The sequence below is a fragment of the Arthrobacter sedimenti genome (assembly GCF_042652025.1).
GTDB classification, from domain to species: domain Bacteria; phylum Actinomycetota; class Actinomycetes; order Actinomycetales; family Micrococcaceae; genus Arthrobacter; species Arthrobacter sedimenti.
The window spans coordinates 56,191-72,969 of sequence record NZ_JBHSDQ010000007.1 but is presented as its reverse complement, the minus strand read 5'-3'; the positions used below and the strand labels follow the sequence as shown (position 1 = coordinate 72,969).

The following is a 16,779-nucleotide window of genomic DNA, read 5'->3' as shown; positions in this document are numbered from 1 at the left end:
CCACGCAAGGAGACCGCAATGACGGGAAACCTCTACCGGGGCCAGGCAGGCCTGCCTTTCTCCTCCACCCTGCGCGTCTACGAACCCCTGGAAGCCTTTCCGGAGGAACAACGCCCGGCCATCCAGGCAGCCGGAGCGCAGGCAGTCTCCCGTGCCGCCGTCGAAAACGCTGAACTGCTGGCCTCGCTGGGACGCATCACCCGCTCCGGCGGCGATCCCTTCCCCACCGGACGCACCGACCTTGTGCGCGTCACCACAGCGCCGGCAACGGACGGCGGAACGGCCGACGACGGTGCTGACGCGGCCCCGGAGCCCGTCCTGCTGTATTGCCCCAGCCAGCTGGTCCTGCGCGCCGGACTGGCAGCCAACGCCTTGATGGAAGGCATCCATGGCCCGCTGGCCGAGCTGCTGATCCCGGAGGAGCAGCGGGACCGGCACCAGGAGAGGATCGACCTGGTGAAGGCCAGGGACGGTTCCGTCCGGGTGCACACGCGGGCTTCCACGTGGGGCATCCCGTTCAGCTGGTTCTCGCTGTTCGCCGAATCCGACCGCAAGGACGTGGTGGAAGCCGGCGGCCGGATTCTCACCGTGCGCGTCTGGGCGTCCATTACCGATGCCCTGGAGCGGGCCCGCTATGCCGTGGCCAACCTGGCCCTCGCCGCTCCCGACCTGGACATGCTTGATGACCTGGCGCAGCTGACGGAATGGCTGGAGCTGTTCCACGTGGACTCCATGGTGGAGCTGGACTACGGCGCCGTGGCGGACAAGGTCTACCCGGACGAGTCCCCCATGGATATCAGGCTGGGCATCGAGTGCCTGGCGGAGGGTGACATGACCGGTGCTGCAGCGGCCTACCGGCGGCTCGCCTCGCGCTGGATCCCCATCCGGCAGCTGGCCCGCGCCTCGTAACCGTTCCCTGGCTTTTAGAGGTTTTGGGGCTTTTAGAAGTTCTGGGCTTCTAGGGGTTCTGCGGCGGCGCCGTGGTGCGCCGGACAATCAGTTCATGCGTCGCGACGGCGGAGCGCACAGCTCCTGCCTGCCCATCAAGTTCGTCAAGAAGCATCTTGGTGGCCAGTTCGGCCTGCTCGTCCGGCCGCTGCCCCACCGTGGTGAGGCCCATGGGTTCAGCAAAGTCGTGGTTATCGATGCCCACCACGGAGAGGTCCTCCGGAACCCTGATGCCAAGGTGGTTGGCTTCGAAGATTACGCCCATGGCCATCTCGTCAGAAGCGCAAAAAATGGCGGTCGGCTTCTCCCCCTCCCGCGACCAGAGCCGGCGCAGGGCTTCCTGGCCGCTGCGTACGGTGAAGTCGCCCCATTCGTCCCATTCCGGGCGGGTGGGCAGACCGGCTGCCGCCATGACGTCCTTGAACGCCAGGATGCGAACCCGGGGAACGTCGAAGTTAAGGTCGGTCTCGTCGTCGCCGTGAAGCAGGGCGATCTTCTTGTGGCCGAGGTCGATCAGGTGCCGCACCGCCGTTGACGCGGCTGCGTAGTCGTCGATGCCGATGTACGAGCACTCCTCGACGTGGCCGCCGACGACGATGAGGGGGATGTCGATTTTCTGGAGATGGTCCAGTTCGTCATGGCTGAGCGCCATACACAGGACCAGGAGAGCGTCGATCTGCTTGTAGACCATGGTCTTGCTGAAAAGCCGCTCCCGGTTGCTGCCGTGGCCGCCGAGGTTGAAAAGGGACAGGTTGTAATTGCGGGCATGCAGTTCGCGGTCTGCACCCTCAATGGCTTTCGAGAAGAACCAACGGCTCACGAACGGGGCCAACACTCCGATGGTCCTGGTCCGCCCGGTCGCCAGGCCGGAAGCCGATGAGGATGCAACGTAGCCCAGGTTCCCGGCCACCTCAAGAATCTTCTCGCGGGTGGCCGGCGAAACCCTGGGCAACCCGCGGACTGCGCGGGACACCGTGGCTGTGGAGACTCCGGCGGCCGCCGCCACGTCCTCGATGCTGACGCCGTTATGGCCGCCCCGCTGGGACCTTTCCGTTGTCCGTGCCACCGTGTCCCCTCTTTGACTCCTTTGCGGCGTGGGGCCGCCCGGCCCCGCGTTTACCCCCGGCCCTGTATTTTTCCATTCAGGGGCCGGGCAGTGAAAACTTAGACAGCGCGAATCCACACAGTTGCCGCCAAGGCGGCGGGCGTGCGTATCAGCGCCTACCTGCGGGCCGGCAGTTTCCTGCGCAGCCGCACCATACCGTACAGCGCCAGCAGTGTTGCCAGCAGGCCCAGCGCCCACCCAAGGGCCGGCTGGGCAGTAACTTCCATCCACACGGTGACCACCAGCAGGACCAGTGCCCAGAATCCGAGGAAGCCGATGATGATATCGAAGTCCTCACCGGAGCGGACCAGTCGGCTGCGGCTTCCCGCCCCCGCGGTGCGGGGACGGGAACCGTTGTCCGTCACTTGACTGCACCTGCCGTGAGGCCGGCGACAATTTTGCGCTGGAAGACCAGCACCAGGATCACCAGCGGGATGGTGACGATGGTGCCCGCGGCCATGATGGCCGTGTATGGGATCTGGTTGGGCTGTGCCCCGGCGAAGTTGGCGATGGCCACCGTCACCGGCTGGGTTGCGTCGCTGGACAGCTGGCTGGCAATCAGGAACTCATTCCACGATGAAATGAACGCCAGGATTGCCGTGGTGAAGATTGCCGGCGCGGCCAGGGGCATGATGACCTTTCGGAAGGCCTGTCCCTGGGTGCAACCGTCCACACGGGCGGATTCCTCCAGTTCCCACGGCATCTCGCGGAAGAACGACGTCATGGTGTAGACCGTCAGCGGGAGCACGAAGGAGATGTTCGGGATAATCAGCGCCTGGTAGGTGCCCATCCAGCCGATATTGGTGAACAGCTGGAACAGTGGGGTGATCAGGGCAACGCCGGGGAACATCGAAGCACCCAGGATGAAGCCAAGCACCAGGAACTTGCCCTTGAAGTTCAGCCGGGCCAGTGCGTAGGCCGCGAACACGCCAATGAGCAGGGATACCAGCGTCACTACGCCGCCGATGAACACACTGTTCAGCAGCGCCTGGCCGAACCTGTTCCCGAAGGACGTGTCGAAGGCCGTCTTGAAGTTGTCCAGCGTCACATGGGTGGGCAGGATCGACGTGTCGTAGGTGAAGCCCACCTCGCGGAAGGCAGTGACCACCATCCAGTACGCCGGTGCCAGGCACCAGAGCAGGATGATGGCGGCGCTGAGGTACGTGCGCCCCTGTGCCCACTTCTCCCTGTTCTGGGCGGCCTTGCGGCCTTTGTCCTGTTGGGCCCGCAGCGCCGAGGCATCTGCTGTTGCCGTGGTCATTTCTTCCCCTTTCCGGTGGCGCCGCTCTGCTCAACGACGTTCGCCCCAAGGAAGCGCACGAATATGAAGGCGACGAGGAAGATGATGATGAAGGTGATGGTGGACAGCGCGGCTGCCGAGTTGAAGCCCTGCCTGATTTGGTTGATCACCAGGATGGACAGGGTGGTGGTGTTGTTCGCGCCGCCGGTCAGGATGTAGGGCAGGTCGAACATACGCAGCGCGTCCAGTGTCCTGAAGAGGATTGCCACCATAAGTGCCGGTTTTACCAGCGGCAGGGTGATCAGGCGGAATCGCTGCCAGGCAGTGGCTCCGTCCACCTTTGCTGCTTCGTAGACGTCCGCCGGAATCATCTGCAGGCCTGCAAGGATCAGCAAGGCCATGAAAGGTGTGGTCTTCCAGACGTCCGCGATGACCACGGCCCACTTGGCCGGCCACTCGCTGCCCGTCCACAGGATGGTGGTGTTGAACAGCTTGTTGGCAATGCCCTCGAAGGCGAAGATGAAGAACCAGAGCTTGGCCGTTACGGCAGTGGGGATGGCCCACGGCACCAGGACAGCTGCGCGGACCAGGCTGCGGCCACGGAACTCGCGGGCCATGATCATGGCCATCCAGAAACCCAGGACAGTTTCGAATGCCACCGTCACCACTGTGAAGAAGAACGTGGTGGCCGTGGCGGACCAGAACTGGCCGCCCAGCGTGCCGGGCGGGCAAGCGACCGTTCCGCCGTCCGGTGACGAACACTGCTGCGCAAGCCAGTTGACGTAGTTTTGGATGCCTGCCGGGCCGCCTGCAGTGAAGAGTCCGGTGGCTGGATCCAGGCCGGCGTCCTTCTGGAAGGACATGACGATGGCACTGATGATCGGGTAAACGATCACGATGCCCAGGGCGACGATGGTGGGGGCAAGCAGCCAGGACGCCCAGCGCCCCTGGCTTGCAATCCTGTTGTCCTCCCCCACGCCCTTGGGCGCATGACGGACGGGGGTACCGCCCGACGCCGGTGACTTGACCGGCGTCGGGCCTAGTTCGGTTGCCATGGCAGAACTACGATCCCGCACCGGCGGATTCGATGGACTTCTGCATGTCGGAAAGTGCGTTATCCACTGTCTTTTCTCCCTTGATAGCGGAGTAGGCATTGTCTTGAATTGCCTTGGTGACAGCCGGGTAGAAAGGCGTCACAGGACGCGGAACGGCGTTCTCGATGGACGTCTTCAGTACCGGCAGGTAGGGCAGCTTGGCAACGAGTTCCTGGTCGTCATACAGCGATCCGAGAACCGGAGCCAACGAGCCCTGCGTGGCGTAGAATTTCTCGGTTTCCGCCGAGGTCATGAACTTCATGAAGTCCAGCGCAGTGGCCTTGTTCTTGGAGTACACGCTGGTAGCCAGGTTGTGGCCACCCAGTGAGGAAGCGCCGGGTCCATCCTTGCCGGGGAGTGCAGCCAGCCCCGTCTTGTCCTTCACTGCAGAGGAGCCTTCAGTGGTGATCAGGTTGAAGGCGTAGGGCCAGTTGCGCAGGAACAGAAGCTTGCCGCTCTGGAATGCCTGGCGGCTGTCCTCTTCCTTGTAGGTGATGGCTTCCTTGGGGATGTTGCCATCCGCGTAGGCCTTTGCGAGGTTCCCCAGGCCGGCCTTGGCCTCGGGGGTGTTCAGGTCCGGCTTGCCGTCCTTGTTGAGGACCGAGCCGCCGGCCGAGTTGATGGCCTCGGAGGCATTCACCGTGAGGCCCTCATACTTGCTGAACTGGCCCGCGTAGCACCCGATGTTGTTCTGCTTCGCGATGGAGCACATGCTCATCATCTCGTCCCAGGTCTTGGGCGGGGTGGGGACCAGGTCCTTCCGGTAGTACAGGATGCCGCCATCGGAGGTTTGCGGGGCTGCGTACAGGGTGCCCTTGTAGGTTGCGCTGTCCACTGTCGGCTTGAGCATGGCGCTGGTGTCGATCGCCATCTTGTCCTTCAAGGGCTGCAGCCAGCCCTTGGCAGCGAACTCAGCGGTCCAGACGACGTCCACATCCACAACGTCGTAGTCGGACTGCTTGGCCTGGAAATGCTGCACGAGGTCATCGTGCTGCTGGTCGGCCTGGTCCGTCTGTTCCTTGAAGGTGACCTTCTCATTCGGGTGGGCGGCATTCCACTTGTCGACCAGGGGGCGGACCACATTGCTGTTGTCCTTGCCCTGCACATAGGTGATGGGGCCGCGGCCGTCGAGGTTGGCGCTAGCGTCACTGCCGCCACCGCCGCCGCCTGTAGAGCCTCCTCCACCTCCGCCGCCGCAGGCGGACAACGTAAGGGCCAGGATGCCGGCCGTGGCAGCCGGAAGCAGGAATCTCGGGGTTTTCATTAGCTTGAAGCTCCTCGCTGAGTGACAAGTAAGTCGACAGTGCGCTTGCTAGGTGAGGTTGATGTGGTGACTGTCACACTAGTAAGGTACCTGTCAGTAATGCAAGCGTTTACATCAAAAAGTTATCAGGAGGGGAACCTAATGCCAGACCCATCCGTTCCCGCATCCGGACCGGCCCCCTCTGCCTGGTGGGCCGACGCCGTCGTGTACCAGATCTACCCCCGCTCCTTCGCAGATGGCAACGGCGACGGCATGGGGGATCTGCGCGGTGTGCTGGACCGCCTGCCCTACCTTGAACGGTTGGGAGTGGATGCCATCTGGCTGTCCCCCTTCTACAGGTCGCCACAGGCCGACGGCGGCTACGACGTGGCGGACTACCGCCAGGTGGACCCGCTCTTCGGCTCCCTGGCGGACTTCGACGCGATGTTGCAGGAAGCTCACCGCCGCGGATTCAAAGTCATCGTGGACCTGGTTCCCAACCACACCTCGGACGAACACGCATGGTTCCGGGAGGCGCTGGCCGCGGCTCCTGGAAGCCCGCAACGGGACCGGTACATCTTCCGTGACGGCAAGGACGAAGTACCCGGCTCCGGGGACGGCAGGCTTGCACCGAACAACTGGAAGTCCGTGTTCGGCGGTCCGGCCTGGAGCCGGGTAACCGACGCGGACGGATCGCCCGGCCAGTGGTATCTCCACCTCTTCGACACCAAGCAGCCGGACCTGAACTGGGAGAACCCGGAAGTTCAGGAGGAGATGCGCTCGGTGCTGCGGTTCTGGCTGGACCGCGGGGCGGACGGCTTCCGGGTGGACGTTGCGCACGGCCTGGTGAAGGAGGCTGGGCTGCCAGACTGGGACGGCGTGGCTGCCATGGTTGAGGGAACATCAGGTCCCCGCATCGAGAGCCATCTGCCCGGGGATGCACCCCACGCCCACACCGACGCCGAGGAACCACACAGGGCAGTCTCCCCGATGTATCCGCCGTCGCCGTTCTTTGACCAGGACGGGGTACACGCAATCTACCGCGACTGGAACCAGGTCCTGGCCGAATACGGCGGAGACCGGATGATGGTTGCCGAGGCCTGGGTGGAACCGGCTGAGCGCCTTGCACGCTACGTCCGGCCCGATGAGATGCAGCAGGCCTTCAACTTCGATTTCCTGCTGGCCGGCTGGGATGCCGAACGCATGGCCGACGCCATCGACGCGTCGCTGGCAGCGGCAGCATTAGTTGGTGCTCCCTGTACGTGGGTACTCAGCAACCACGACACCGTGCGTCACGCCACCCGGTTCGGGCTGACAGACCCCACCACTTTCCCGAAGGGCATTGGCCCTGATGACGAACAGCCGGACGCAGCCCTGGGCCTGGCCCGCGCCCGCGCTGCCACGCTGGTTGCACTGGCGTTGCCGGGTTCGGCCTACCTTTACCAAGGTGAGGAATTGGGACTTCCGGAGCACACAACCCTCCCTGCGGAGGCCAGACAGGACCCGACATTTTTCCGGACCCACGGTGCCGAGATCGGGCGGGACGGATGCCGGGTCCCACTGCCGTGGGCAGGAGAAGAACCTGGCTTTGGTTTTTCTGGAGGGGTATCCACAGGAGCACCCGGGCCGTGGCTCCCGCAGCCGAAAAGCTTCGGCCCCCTGGCCGTCGACCAGCAGGACGGCGAGGAAGGCTCGACGCTGGAACTCTACCGCGCCGCATTGGCGTTCAGGGCGGCCCAGCGCCTGGGCAGCGGCACCGTGGAGTGGACTGACGAACACGCGCCGGACAGCGGTCTGCTGGCGTTCCGCAATGGGGAAACAGTGGTCCTGTCCAACATGGGCTTCTCCTCGGCCCCCGTGCCCGAAGGTTATGCCGTGGTCCTGTCCAGCGGTCCCGAACCCGCCGAAGAATGGGCCAGCATGCAGGAGGTCCCGGTGGACTGCACTGTTTATCTCCAAAGCGTCCGGCATTCCTAAAGCCCACGGCATCCCTAAAGCCCACGGAACGCTCAACGCGGGCGGTAGCCGGGAAAGGCGGACAGTACCGGCCGCAGCGCCGGCGGAACCAGCGGTACGCTAGCGGACGCGTTCAGCCCGGCTGAAGCGGGTCCGTGCCCCGGCCCCTATGTGGATGAGGACCGGCACCTCCTTGCCCACAGCGGACTCCAGTGCGTGCAGGAGTCCTGACACCTCGGCTGCGAGCAGATGCGGGGCCACACCCTGGCGCGGCAGGAGACGGACCTTCAACGCGGGCGAACCTTTTACGTCATAGGTAGTGACGGTGGCCCCAGCCAAGTCCGGCCTTCCCTCCAAGGCCTGCTTCAGGGCCTGTTCCGCTACCCCGGCGCCGATACGGACGTCGCCGGGGGTGTCGCCGGGATCGTATTCGGCCGCGAGGAGGTTTGACCGGCCCTTCCCCTGCTGGGCGATCCAGGCCACCATGAGCCCCATTAGCGCCACCAACGCCAGTGCAACGACAATCCACAACCAGCTTTCCGGCCGGCCCGGGAACCGGGTCGAGTCGAAAAGCCGGGTGATCCCGCCCCATACTCCGCCGGACCAGGCATGCCACCAGGAAGCGACGGGAGGAAGGGCCGCCAGCAGCACCAGCAGGATCCCTGCCCCAAGCAGGATCAGGCCCAGCACAGTGAGCAGGATGCGGTTGAGCAGCGCCGGTGTGCTGTTCATGCCCCGATCACCCCGGAAGCCGTGACGTTGACACGGGGAACGGGCGCAGGTTCCAGCAGCATCTGATCCAGCTCGTCGCGGACCGCGTCCAGCACCCTGTCCTGATCCACGGGGATTCCGGACGTGGGACGCACGTTGACCAGCACCTGCCGTTGGGAAACAACGACCATGACCTGTTCAGGTGTGACGTTGGCGGCCAACCGTGCGCGGCGGGCGAGCGAGGATGCGATGACCTCGTCATCCACCACCACCGCGGGGAACCCCTCGCCGGGCGCACCGGCCAGCAGATGGCGGGCGCGCTTTCCGGGAAGGACACCGTTAAGGAAGAAAATCAGTCCCAGCATGGCAAGAACGGCGCCGATCGCTGCCAGCAGCAGCGGGGAGATTCCGGCCGGAAGGTCCACGATGCGCTGCGCCGCCACCTGCGGCTCGATCAGCCAGGCCGGCTGGCCCACGGCGTGGACCCCGGATTCCAGGACCCCGTATGCGGCCAGGACCAGGACCAGGATGGCGGCGGCAACGGACACCGCTGCACGGGACGAGTGGGTCTCACGGTAAAGGACCCGACGCATCCAGGGTTCGTTCTTCCCGCGGGTTCCACCAGTGACTCCGCGGTCTTCCACGCTGCTGCTCACCGCACCCGCCCTTCTGTTCTGATCCTTGCTGTGCTGATCCCGGCTGTGCTGATCCTTGCTGTACTGATCCTCGCCCCGCTGATGCGGATATCCACGCGGCTCAACCGGGAACCACTCAGTTCGGAAACTGTTGCCAGGATGCTTGCCTTGGCCCTGACAGTGCGGTCCCAGATGGAACCGCCGGCCGCCTGCACCCGTGCGGGGTCCAGAACCACGGACTGCAAGGGCGGGATGCTGATGGGGGCAACGAGGGATAAAGCCAGCAGGCCGTCGTCGTCCGTCCAATCCGCGCGGACATCCTGCGCGTCGACGCCCAGGGCCTGCGCCGCCGCCACCCTGGCAAGGCTGGTCAATGCCTGGGTGCTGATCCGGTTATGGCCGCTGAGCGCCTGCCCACGCACAACGGGCGCGGGCGAGCTCATGACGACGAACGCCGGCCGGTGATGGCGTCGAACACGCCGCGCAGGTCCAGCTTTCCTTCCGCGGCACGGCCCAGGAGCGCTCCGATGGCCATGAACAGCAGTGAAACAAGGAAGCCCCACAGGCCAAACTGCAGGGACATGAACGCAACGAAGGCGCCCATCGCCGCGCCTGCCACCGTGAGGCTCACAGCAGTGCCTCCCGCTCGGTGGTGGCGGGCGGGGTGGTTTTGACGGGCGGGGGTACGTAGACGTCCGTTATCTCCACGTTCACCTCGATGACCTGCAGGCCCACCAGTTCCTCGACGGCGCGGTAGACAGCGGCGCGGACGTCATTGGCCAGTGAGTGCAGGGGTGTTCCGTAGCTTGCCACCAGGGTGATGTCCACGGCTACCTGGGTTTCGCCCACTTCAGCGTGGACCCCGGCGGCGTGGTCGGAGCTTCCGACGGCGTCGCGGATGGCGCCCAGGGCACGGGAGGGACCCGAACCCAGGGAGTAAACGCCGGGAACTGCCCGCGCGGCAATTCCGGCGACCTTTGCCACAGCAGTCTCGGAAATAACGGTCCGTCCGGGGCCCGGGGCCGGGCTTGCGGCGGGACGGCTTGGCACCACGGGTTGTGGGTTCTGGTGTTCCATCAGGCACTCCCCCTTCTGTTGCTTCCACCCTATCCCCAGCCTGTGACACTGCGCTGGAAGAGTGATCAGGGGTTAAAGCAGAAAAGCACCAGTTCCGAAGAACTGATGCTTCCCAGTGGTGGCTCCGACCGGCGTCGATCCGGTGACCTTTCGATTTTCAGTCGAACGCTCTACCAACTGAGCTACAGAGCCTAGGTGACTAGTCACCATGACAGCCGGAATTTCTTCCAACAATCAGAGCGACCCTGACGGGACTTGAACCCGCGACCTCCGCCGTGACAGGGCGGCGCGCTAACCAACTGCGCTACAGGGCCTTGCGTTTCTTGCTTTGCAGTATCTCTACCGCATTTTTCAAGGCTTCCAGCCTACCAGACTTTTTTAGCCTGCTTGACCAGTTCCTTGCGTACCCCCAACGGGATTCGAACCCGTGCCGCCGCCGTGAAAGGGCGGTGTCCTAGGCCGCTAGACGATGGGGGCCAGAACCTGTCCGGAACAAAATAAAAGGCGTCAAGCGGGGCTTTCCGTCTTTGTCCTCTGCGTTTCTCCGAACGGGACTCCACAACTATAGGGGGTAACCGGGAATATTCCAAAATTGCCGGAAACCCCCGCCGTTCCGCCGCTGTGCGCGGTAAATCCGGGTAAAGATGGACGGATGGATGCCGTCGCAGCCCTCAACGAGATTGCTTTCTGGCTGGAGCGCGGACGCGCCGCCACTTTCAAGGTCCAGGCCTTCCGCAAGGCGGCGGCCGCAATCGAGCCCCTTGGGCCTGATGAAGTGGCACTGCGTGCCCGCACCGGCCGGCTCAAGTCCATGAAGGGGATCGGTGACCGGACCTATGCGGTGATCCGGCAGGCCGTGGACGGGTTTGTCCCCGATTACCTCGCTGACCTCAGGGAGAAGGGGGCCCAGCCACTGGCATCCGGCGGGGAGGACCTCCGGGCGGCACTTCGGGGAGACCTGCACAGCCATAGCGAATGGTCCGACGGCGGCTCCCCCATTGAGCTGATGGTGGCTGCTGCAGAGGTGCTGGGCAGGGAGTACGTGGCCCTGACCGACCACTCCCCCAACCTCACGATTGCCAACGGGCTGTCCGCCGAGCGCCTGCTGAAGCAACTGGATGTGGTGGCCGGCATCAACAGCAACGGCGGGGCCACCCGGCTTCTGACCGGGATCGAAGTGGACATCCTGGAGTCCGGTGGGCTGGACCAGGAGCCGGAACTGCTGGACCGGCTGGATATCGTGGTGGCCAGCGTCCACTCAAAGCTGCGCGCTGACCGGAAAACCATGACCAACCGGATGCTCGGCGGCATCCAGGATCCGCAGACCAACGTCCTGGGCCACTGCACAGGCCGCCTGGTGGAGGGCTCCCGCGGGACCCGGCCGCCGTCGGAATTCGACGCCAAGGAGGTCTTCGCAGCTTGCGCGGAGCACAACGTCGCCGTGGAAATCAATTCCCGGCCCGAGCGGCAGGACCCGCCCGACGCACTGATCCAGCTGGCGCTGGAGACGGGCTGCCTGTTCTCCATCGACAGTGATGCCCACGCACCGGGGCAGCTGGACTTCCTGCAGTACGGCGCGGAGCGGGCCGCCCGCAACGACGTCCCGGCTGAACGGATCATCACCACCTGGCCTGTGGAGAAGCTGCTCGCCTGGGCTGGTGGGAAGTAGGGACGGCAAAAGGCAGCGTCGGGCAGAAAAGCAGGCCGGGCATGAAGCAGGGGGCCTGCCCGCCGCCGCAGCGCCAGCCGGGCACCGACGTGGCCGATTCCCGCCAGTCCGGTGCCCGCATCCGCCGTAGATTTATCTCATGCCTTCCACCAGCCCCGCCCGCCAACCACTTCCTCCCCAAGCTCCAGCGGCTGCTCCCGTCAAGGCCCTGGGCGTGGCGGCCATGGTGGTCACCGTGGTGCTGTGGGCCTCGGCGTTCGTGGGCATCCGGGCCATTGGCCCGCACTTCTCCCCCGGCTCCCTGACTCTGGGGAGGCTGGCGATTGCCGCCGTCGTCCTGGCCTTCCTGGTGGTGCCGCAACTTCTCAAGAGCCGGCTGTTGCCCATGGGCCGCGAGTGGCTGCCCATCCTCGCCTACGGCGTGATGTGGTTCGGCGGGTACAACGTGGCGTTGAACGCCGCGGAGCACATCCTGGATGCCGGCACCAGTGCCCTGCTGATCAACGTCAACCCCATTTTGGTGGCCATCATGGCGGGCATCTTCCTCAAGGAAGGGTTTCCGCGCTGGCTCCTCATCGGTAGCACGGTGGCGTTTGCCGGGGTCGCGTTGATCGCCCTCGGTTCAGGGCAGCCGCGAACACCAGGGGAAGGTTCGACGGCGGACCTGGCGGGTGTGGCGCTTTGCCTCCTTGCAGCGGTCCTCGCCGCGGTCAGCGTCATCATCCAGAAACCGGTTGTGCGGAAATTCCCGGCGGCCCAGGCCACGTGGTTCGGCATCGTGGTGGGAGCGCTGTGCTGCCTGCCCTTCGCAGGGCAGCTGGCGGCCGAAGTGCAGGCAGCCCCGCCGCAGGCCACGCTGGGGCTCGTGTACCTTGGCGTTTTCCCGACCGCCATCGCCTTCACCACCTGGGCCTACGCGTTGTCACTCGTGGATGCCGGGAAGCTGGCGGCCACCACCTACCTGGTCCCCGGCACCACCGTCCTGATCTCCTGGCTGCTGCTGGGCGAAATCCCCACTGCCTGGGGACTGGTGGGCGGGCTGGTGTGCCTGGTGGGAGTGGGGCTGACCCGCCGCAGGTCCCGGGCGGACCGCCTCCGGCAACAACGCTTCCAGCGGTAGGGTCTGGGCATGCCAACCAATCTGCCGCCGGGCCTGCCGATCGTCCCCGACGGCCCGCACGAGCCTTCCGGCTTCAGCATGTCCCCCGACGAGTTTGAGGCCGCTGTCCAGGACGCCCTGGACAGCATTCCGGAGCGGCTGGCCCGCGCCATGGACAACGTTGCGGTCTTCATCGACGACGATTACGTGCCGGGGCCTGGGGAGGATCCGGACACGGTGCTGCTGGGGCTGTACGAAGGGGTTCCGCTGACGGAGCGCGATTCGTGGTGGGAAGCCGGCTCCCTCCCGGACCGGATAACAATCTTCCGCGAACCGATCCTGGAAATCAGTGCCTCGCGGGACGACGTGATCCACGAAGTGGCCGTGACCGTGGTCCACGAAATCGCGCACCACTTCGGCATTTCCGATGACCGGCTGCATGAACTGGGCTGGGGCTAGCCTTGTAAACATGGGACACGACCACAGCCACAGCCACGGGATGACCGCCACCGGCCGGCACCGGAAACGCCTTGTGGCCGTCCTGGGGATCACCCTTGGCGTGGTGGTCATCCAGATCGTGGGGTCCGTGCTTTCCGGGTCACTCTCCCTGCTGGCGGACGCGGGGCATATGCTCTCCGACGCGGCCGGCGTCACCATCGCCCTGCTGGCTGCATGGATCGCGGGCCGCCCCGCGAGCGATCAGCGGACCTATGGCTTCCAGCGGGCAGAGGTCCTCGCGGCCCTGGCCAACGCGCTGATCCTGATTGTGATTTCGGTGGTCATTTTCACTGAAGCCATCAGACGGTTCGGCGCACCCCCGGAAGTGCAGACGGGCATCATGCTGTCTGCCGCCATCCTCGGCGCCGTGGCCAACCTGGTATCGCTGCTGGTTCTGCGTACGGCGCAGGAGGAAAGCCTGAACATCCGCGGCGCCTACCTGGAAGTGCTCGGCGACCTCCTGGGCTCGGTGGCCGTCATCATCGCCGCCGTGGTGATCATGCTGACCGGCTTCCAGGCAGCGGACACCATTGCTTCCGTCCTGATCGCACTGATGATCCTCCCGCGGGCCTGGAGCCTGTTGCGCGATGTGGTGGACGTCCTGCTGGAAGCCAGCCCGAAGGGAGTGGAGGTGCAGATGATCCGCGAGCACATCCTTTCGGTGGCGGGTGTGACCGACGTCCATGACATTCACATCTGGACCATCACATCAGGCGTTCCGGTGTTCTCGGCCCACGTGGTGGTGGAGGACGGCGTGCTCAACGCCCGGGGCGCCGACCAGCTGCTGGACAAGCTCATCACGTGCCTGGGATCCCACTTCGACACGGACCACTGCACCTTCCAGCTGGAACCCGCCAGCCACTCCGCACATGAGGAACACCAACACGCCTGAGCCGACACACCCCCGCGGATTCCGCCGCTAATGACACTGTTGTGGTTTATGTTATTGATGTGACTAGTGTTGCCAATGTGCAGATGGTCACGTAGCCTCGGACTGCTGGCGAGCAGCTGAGGGGCACGGTTGTGCCGCATCCAGAACCTCACTCCCAGCCTTACTGTTGCGAGGTCTCTGCAGATGGCTTTATCCGGATCCGGCCGCAGGACGGCCGTGCTTTGCGCCGCCGTCGTCCTTTTTGCTTCCGTCGCAACGCCGGCGGCCGCAGTCCCGGCACCGTCCCTGCCCCTGACCGTTCCGGCGACGCCCGAGATCCCGTCGCCCGAGGACATTGCCGCAGCCAAGGCCAGCGAGTCCGCAACGGCGGACAAGGTCACGGACATCGAACGCATCCTGGCCGACGCGTCCACAGCCCAGCAGGCCGCGTTCGCGGTGGCCATGCAGGCCAACAACGCCTACAGCGAGGCACTGGTGGAACTGCAGCAGCGGACCGAGGCGGCATCAGTCGCCGCAGCCAAGGCCGACTCCGCCCGGGAACAGCAGGACAAAACCCGCAAGCAGGTGGGGCAGCTCGCCGGTGACCTGTACCGGAACGGCGGCCTGAACCCCACCCTCGGCACCTTCGCCAGCGGCGGTGAAAGCCTGCAGCAGGCCGCCACGCTCGAGGCCCTCTCCGCCAGCCGCAGCCGGGCTTTCGAAGCTGCCGACGCCGCAGCCACCGCCTACCGTTCCCTGACCGCAGCTGCGGATGACGCCTCCAAGGCCGCCGACGATGCAGCCAAGACGGCGGAACAGCGGAAGTCCCAGGCGGAACAGGCCAACGCCGCACAGGCCAAGGCTGTGGCTGACGCCAAGGCCCAGCGGACCGTCCTGGTGGACCAACTCGCACAGCTCCGCAACACCACGGTGGCGCTCGAATCAGCCCGCGTAGATGCCTTGGACCGGCAGCGCGAGGAGGCCCGCCTCGCCGCACTGTCCGCCGCCGCAGACAAGGCTGCAGCGGACAAGGCCGCCCAGGATAAGGCAGCCCAAAACCAGGCAGCGCAGAACCAAGGCGGGCAGAACCAGGGCGGGCAAAACCAGGCTGCTGCCGGCCAGAACGACCCAAGCCCGGACACGGCCCCTGCGGCACCTGCTCCAGCAGCAGCCCCCGCAGCGCCGGCCGCACCGGCACCTGTTGCACCCGCGCCCGCGCCCGTTGCTCCGGCACCTGCTCCTGCTGCGCCGGTTCCCGCCGCGCCGGCTCCTGCCCCTGCTCCCGTTGCCCCGGCTCCCGCGCCCGCGCCTGCACCGGCTCCTGCGCCCGCCCCTTCAACGGGTTCAGGCACCTATGAGGCAGCGATCTCCGTAGCCCTGGGGAAGGTGGGGGCACCGTACTACTACCAGTGGGGCGGGACCGGGGTCTACGGTTTCGACTGTTCCGGGCTGGTGCAGAACGCCTTCGCCGCGGCTGGCCAGTACCTCCCGCGCACAGCCTCCCAGCAGTACGCGGCAGCCCCGGTCCACGTTCCGATTTCGCAGGCCCGCCGCGGCGACCTGCTGGTCTGGGGCTCGGCACCGAACTTCTACCATGTAGCCATTTACCTGGGGAACGGCCAGGTGGTGCAGGCCCTCAACCCGCAGGAAGGCATCACCGTTTCCAGCATCAGCTCGATGGTGGGCATGGAGCTTTACCCGTACGCGGCCCGCTACTGACCCTCATCGCCGGACCCTGCGGCAGTGAAGTTTGCCGCCGGCGTCGTCAGCTCAGAATGTCCTTGGTGACGAACCGGCCGTAGGCGAGTGCTCCGAACACTGCCACGTAGCCGGCCTGGAGCAGGGCGTTGCTGCCGAAGGAATCCCATACCAGCGGCTGGCGCAGCATGTCGCCAAAACCGAGCCAGTAGTGGCTGAATAGCCACGGGTGCAGCCACTCCAGCTGCGGCAGCTGGTCCGCGACCTGCGACACCACCGAGACCACCACGGTGGCAGCCATGGCCCCGACCGGAACCACGGTGAGGGTGGACAGGAACAGCCCGATCGCGGACAGGCCCGCCAGGGATACCGCCAGGTAGGCGGCGATCAGCACGATGCGCAAAGCCGCTTCGCCCGGCTGGACCACGCCGCCGGAGAGCAGCGTCACCGGGCCTACCGGGAAAAGCGCGGCTCCGATGGCCGCCCCGGCGACGCCCACGGTCAAGGGTGCCGCGATGCAGAAGGCCAGCGCGCCTGCGTACTTGACCAGCAGGAGCCGTACCCGTCCGGCCGGTGCCACCAGCAGGTACCTGAGGGTTCCCAGGTTCGCCTCGCCTGCGATCGTGTCCCCGGCCACCACCCCCACCGCAAGCGGCATGAACAGCGGTACGGAGACCAGAATGGCGGTGAAGGCAACGAACAGGCCGTTCTGGGTGATCCGGTCAAGGAATGCGGGACCCCTGCCGGGCGGGACGGCGGAAGAGACTTTCACGGCGATGGCGATGAGGACCGGGATGGCAGCCAGAGCCAGGAGCAACGCCCAGGTCCGGCGGCGCGCAAACAAAACCTTGAGTTCTGACCCAAGCAGGGAGAATCCGGAGCTTCGCGGGGCTGCTGCCGGCCGGGCCGTTCCGGCGGCTTCGGGCATGTCGGCG

At 65.6% G+C, this 16,779-nt stretch carries 18 protein-coding genes and 3 tRNA genes; 7 read left to right on the top strand and 14 right to left on the bottom strand.

The features are described from left to right. Positions 1 to 18: 18 nt before the first annotated feature. Complete coding sequence (locus ACFO0G_RS15760; protein WP_286401431.1) at positions 19 to 909, top strand: DUF8083 family protein; 891 nt, start codon at positions 19 to 21, stop codon at positions 907 to 909. Between the two features lie 49 nt (positions 910 to 958). On the opposite strand, the gene ACFO0G_RS15755 is transcribed toward ACFO0G_RS15760, so the two are convergent. From ACFO0G_RS15755 to ACFO0G_RS15735, 5 genes are all read right to left on the bottom strand, one after another. After that, the gene (locus ACFO0G_RS15755; RefSeq protein ID WP_286401428.1) at positions 959 to 2,014 is read right to left on the bottom strand and encodes a LacI family DNA-binding transcriptional regulator; all 1,056 of its coding nucleotides are present in this window, start codon (positions 2,012 to 2,014) and stop codon (positions 959 to 961) included. Positions 2,015 to 2,169: 155 nt separating this feature from the next. Then, positions 2,170 to 2,418, bottom strand: coding sequence for a hypothetical protein (locus ACFO0G_RS15750; protein WP_286401425.1), 249 nt, complete (start codon positions 2,416 to 2,418; stop codon positions 2,170 to 2,172). After that, positions 2,415 to 3,314, bottom strand: coding sequence for a carbohydrate ABC transporter permease (locus ACFO0G_RS15745; RefSeq protein ID WP_142131327.1), 900 nt, complete (start codon positions 3,312 to 3,314; stop codon positions 2,415 to 2,417). The genes ACFO0G_RS15750 and ACFO0G_RS15745 overlap by 4 nt, the downstream gene beginning before the upstream one ends. After that, entirely contained in the window at positions 3,311 to 4,348 is a 1,038-nt protein-coding gene (locus ACFO0G_RS15740; protein ID WP_286401422.1) for a carbohydrate ABC transporter permease, read from the bottom strand. The genes ACFO0G_RS15745 and ACFO0G_RS15740 overlap by 4 nt, the downstream gene beginning before the upstream one ends. A gap of 7 nt (positions 4,349 to 4,355) precedes the next feature. Then, positions 4,356 to 5,651, bottom strand: a complete 1,296-nt coding sequence (locus ACFO0G_RS15735) for an ABC transporter substrate-binding protein (RefSeq protein WP_286401419.1) — start codon at positions 5,649 to 5,651, stop codon at positions 4,356 to 4,358. 141 nt (positions 5,652 to 5,792) lie between these two features. Here ACFO0G_RS15735 and ACFO0G_RS15730 point away from each other — a divergent pair, with 141 nt between their 5' ends. Beyond that, positions 5,793 to 7,607 carry a glycoside hydrolase family 13 protein gene (locus ACFO0G_RS15730; RefSeq protein ID WP_286401417.1) on the top strand — a complete coding sequence of 605 codons (1,815 nt, stop codon included), beginning with the start codon at positions 5,793 to 5,795 and terminating at the stop codon, positions 7,605 to 7,607. A 99-nt stretch (positions 7,608 to 7,706) separates the two neighbouring features. On the opposite strand, the gene ACFO0G_RS15725 is transcribed toward ACFO0G_RS15730, so the two are convergent. From ACFO0G_RS15725 to ACFO0G_RS15690, 8 genes are all read right to left on the bottom strand, one after another. After that, positions 7,707 to 8,318: a hypothetical protein gene (locus tag ACFO0G_RS15725; RefSeq protein WP_286401415.1), complete on the bottom strand. Its 612-nt coding sequence runs from the start codon at positions 8,316 to 8,318 to the stop codon at positions 7,707 to 7,709. After that, on the bottom strand, positions 8,315 to 8,953 hold the full coding sequence (locus ACFO0G_RS15720) for a hypothetical protein (protein WP_376978785.1): 639 nt from the start codon (positions 8,951 to 8,953) through the stop codon (positions 8,315 to 8,317). The genes ACFO0G_RS15725 and ACFO0G_RS15720 overlap by 4 nt, the downstream gene beginning before the upstream one ends. Continuing rightward, positions 8,950 to 9,375, bottom strand: coding sequence for a hypothetical protein (locus tag ACFO0G_RS15715; RefSeq protein ID WP_376978783.1), 426 nt, complete (start codon positions 9,373 to 9,375; stop codon positions 8,950 to 8,952). Before ACFO0G_RS15715 ends, ACFO0G_RS15720 begins: the two co-directional genes overlap by 4 nt. Continuing rightward, on the bottom strand, positions 9,372 to 9,563 hold the full coding sequence (locus tag ACFO0G_RS15710) for a hypothetical protein (protein ID WP_286401408.1): 192 nt from the start codon (positions 9,561 to 9,563) through the stop codon (positions 9,372 to 9,374). The genes ACFO0G_RS15715 and ACFO0G_RS15710 overlap by 4 nt, the downstream gene beginning before the upstream one ends. Further along, positions 9,560 to 10,009, bottom strand: a complete 450-nt coding sequence (locus ACFO0G_RS15705; protein WP_376978781.1) for an Asp23/Gls24 family envelope stress response protein — start codon at positions 10,007 to 10,009, stop codon at positions 9,560 to 9,562. The genes ACFO0G_RS15710 and ACFO0G_RS15705 overlap by 4 nt, the downstream gene beginning before the upstream one ends. Before the next feature lie 116 nt (positions 10,010 to 10,125). Next, a tRNA-Phe gene (locus tag ACFO0G_RS15700) sits at positions 10,126 to 10,201 on the bottom strand. A gap of 48 nt (positions 10,202 to 10,249) precedes the next feature. After that, positions 10,250 to 10,323 (bottom strand) — tRNA-Asp (locus tag ACFO0G_RS15695). Between the two features lie 90 nt (positions 10,324 to 10,413). Then, a tRNA-Glu gene (locus ACFO0G_RS15690) sits at positions 10,414 to 10,486 on the bottom strand. A gap of 175 nt (positions 10,487 to 10,661) precedes the next feature. Here ACFO0G_RS15690 and ACFO0G_RS15685 point away from each other — a divergent pair. The 5 genes from ACFO0G_RS15685 to ACFO0G_RS15665 all read left to right on the top strand — a co-directional run bounded on the left by ACFO0G_RS15685 (position 10,662) and on the right by ACFO0G_RS15665 (position 15,865). Next, positions 10,662 to 11,678, top strand: coding sequence for a PHP domain-containing protein (locus tag ACFO0G_RS15685; protein ID WP_376978779.1), 1,017 nt, complete (start codon positions 10,662 to 10,664; stop codon positions 11,676 to 11,678). A gap of 139 nt (positions 11,679 to 11,817) precedes the next feature. Beyond that, on the top strand, positions 11,818 to 12,798 hold the full coding sequence (locus ACFO0G_RS15680) for a DMT family transporter (protein WP_376978777.1): 981 nt from the start codon (positions 11,818 to 11,820) through the stop codon (positions 12,796 to 12,798). Positions 12,799 to 12,807: 9 nt separating this feature from the next. Continuing rightward, a complete protein-coding gene (locus ACFO0G_RS15675; RefSeq protein WP_376978775.1) occupies positions 12,808 to 13,236 on the top strand; it encodes a metallopeptidase family protein in 429 nt (142 codons plus the stop codon). Between the two features lie 10 nt (positions 13,237 to 13,246). Then, complete coding sequence (locus ACFO0G_RS15670; protein WP_376978773.1) at positions 13,247 to 14,167, top strand: cation diffusion facilitator family transporter; 921 nt, start codon at positions 13,247 to 13,249, stop codon at positions 14,165 to 14,167. A 183-nt stretch (positions 14,168 to 14,350) separates the two neighbouring features. Then, complete coding sequence (locus ACFO0G_RS15665; protein WP_376978771.1) at positions 14,351 to 15,865, top strand: C40 family peptidase; 1,515 nt, start codon at positions 14,351 to 14,353, stop codon at positions 15,863 to 15,865. A 46-nt stretch (positions 15,866 to 15,911) separates the two neighbouring features. Here ACFO0G_RS15665 and ACFO0G_RS15660 read toward each other — a convergent pair whose 3' ends face one another. Beyond that, entirely contained in the window at positions 15,912 to 16,772 is an 861-nt protein-coding gene (locus tag ACFO0G_RS15660; protein WP_376978951.1) for an ABC transporter permease, read from the bottom strand. Positions 16,773 to 16,779 lie beyond the last annotated feature (7 nt).

Excerpts from the sequence above, each read along its gene's own strand:
- ACFO0G_RS15760 (WP_286401431.1), top strand. The coding sequence starts at position 19 with ATGACGGGAAACCTCTACCGGGGCCAGGCAGGCCTGCCTTTCTCCTCC.
- ACFO0G_RS15745 (WP_142131327.1), bottom strand. The coding sequence starts at position 3,314 with ATGACCACGGCAACAGCAGATGCCTCGGCGCTGCGGGCCCAACAGGAC.
- ACFO0G_RS15740 (WP_286401422.1), bottom strand. The coding sequence starts at position 4,348 with ATGGCAACCGAACTAGGCCCGACGCCGGTCAAGTCACCGGCGTCGGGC.
- ACFO0G_RS15735 (WP_286401419.1), bottom strand. The coding sequence starts at position 5,651 with ATGAAAACCCCGAGATTCCTGCTTCCGGCTGCCACGGCCGGCATCCTG.
- ACFO0G_RS15730 (WP_286401417.1), top strand. The coding sequence starts at position 5,793 with ATGCCAGACCCATCCGTTCCCGCATCCGGACCGGCCCCCTCTGCCTGG.
- ACFO0G_RS15725 (WP_286401415.1), bottom strand. The coding sequence starts at position 8,318 with ATGAACAGCACACCGGCGCTGCTCAACCGCATCCTGCTCACTGTGCTG.
- ACFO0G_RS15715 (WP_376978783.1), bottom strand. The coding sequence starts at position 9,375 with ATGAGCTCGCCCGCGCCCGTTGTGCGTGGGCAGGCGCTCAGCGGCCAT.
- ACFO0G_RS15705 (WP_376978781.1), bottom strand. The coding sequence starts at position 10,009 with ATGGAACACCAGAACCCACAACCCGTGGTGCCAAGCCGTCCCGCCGCA.
- ACFO0G_RS15685 (WP_376978779.1), top strand. The coding sequence starts at position 10,662 with ATGGATGCCGTCGCAGCCCTCAACGAGATTGCTTTCTGGCTGGAGCGC.
- ACFO0G_RS15680 (WP_376978777.1), top strand. The coding sequence starts at position 11,818 with ATGCCTTCCACCAGCCCCGCCCGCCAACCACTTCCTCCCCAAGCTCCA.
- ACFO0G_RS15675 (WP_376978775.1), top strand. The coding sequence starts at position 12,808 with ATGCCAACCAATCTGCCGCCGGGCCTGCCGATCGTCCCCGACGGCCCG.
- ACFO0G_RS15670 (WP_376978773.1), top strand. The coding sequence starts at position 13,247 with ATGGGACACGACCACAGCCACAGCCACGGGATGACCGCCACCGGCCGG.
- ACFO0G_RS15665 (WP_376978771.1), top strand. The coding sequence starts at position 14,351 with ATGGCTTTATCCGGATCCGGCCGCAGGACGGCCGTGCTTTGCGCCGCC.
- ACFO0G_RS15660 (WP_376978951.1), bottom strand. The coding sequence starts at position 16,772 with ATGCCCGAAGCCGCCGGAACGGCCCGGCCGGCAGCAGCCCCGCGAAGC.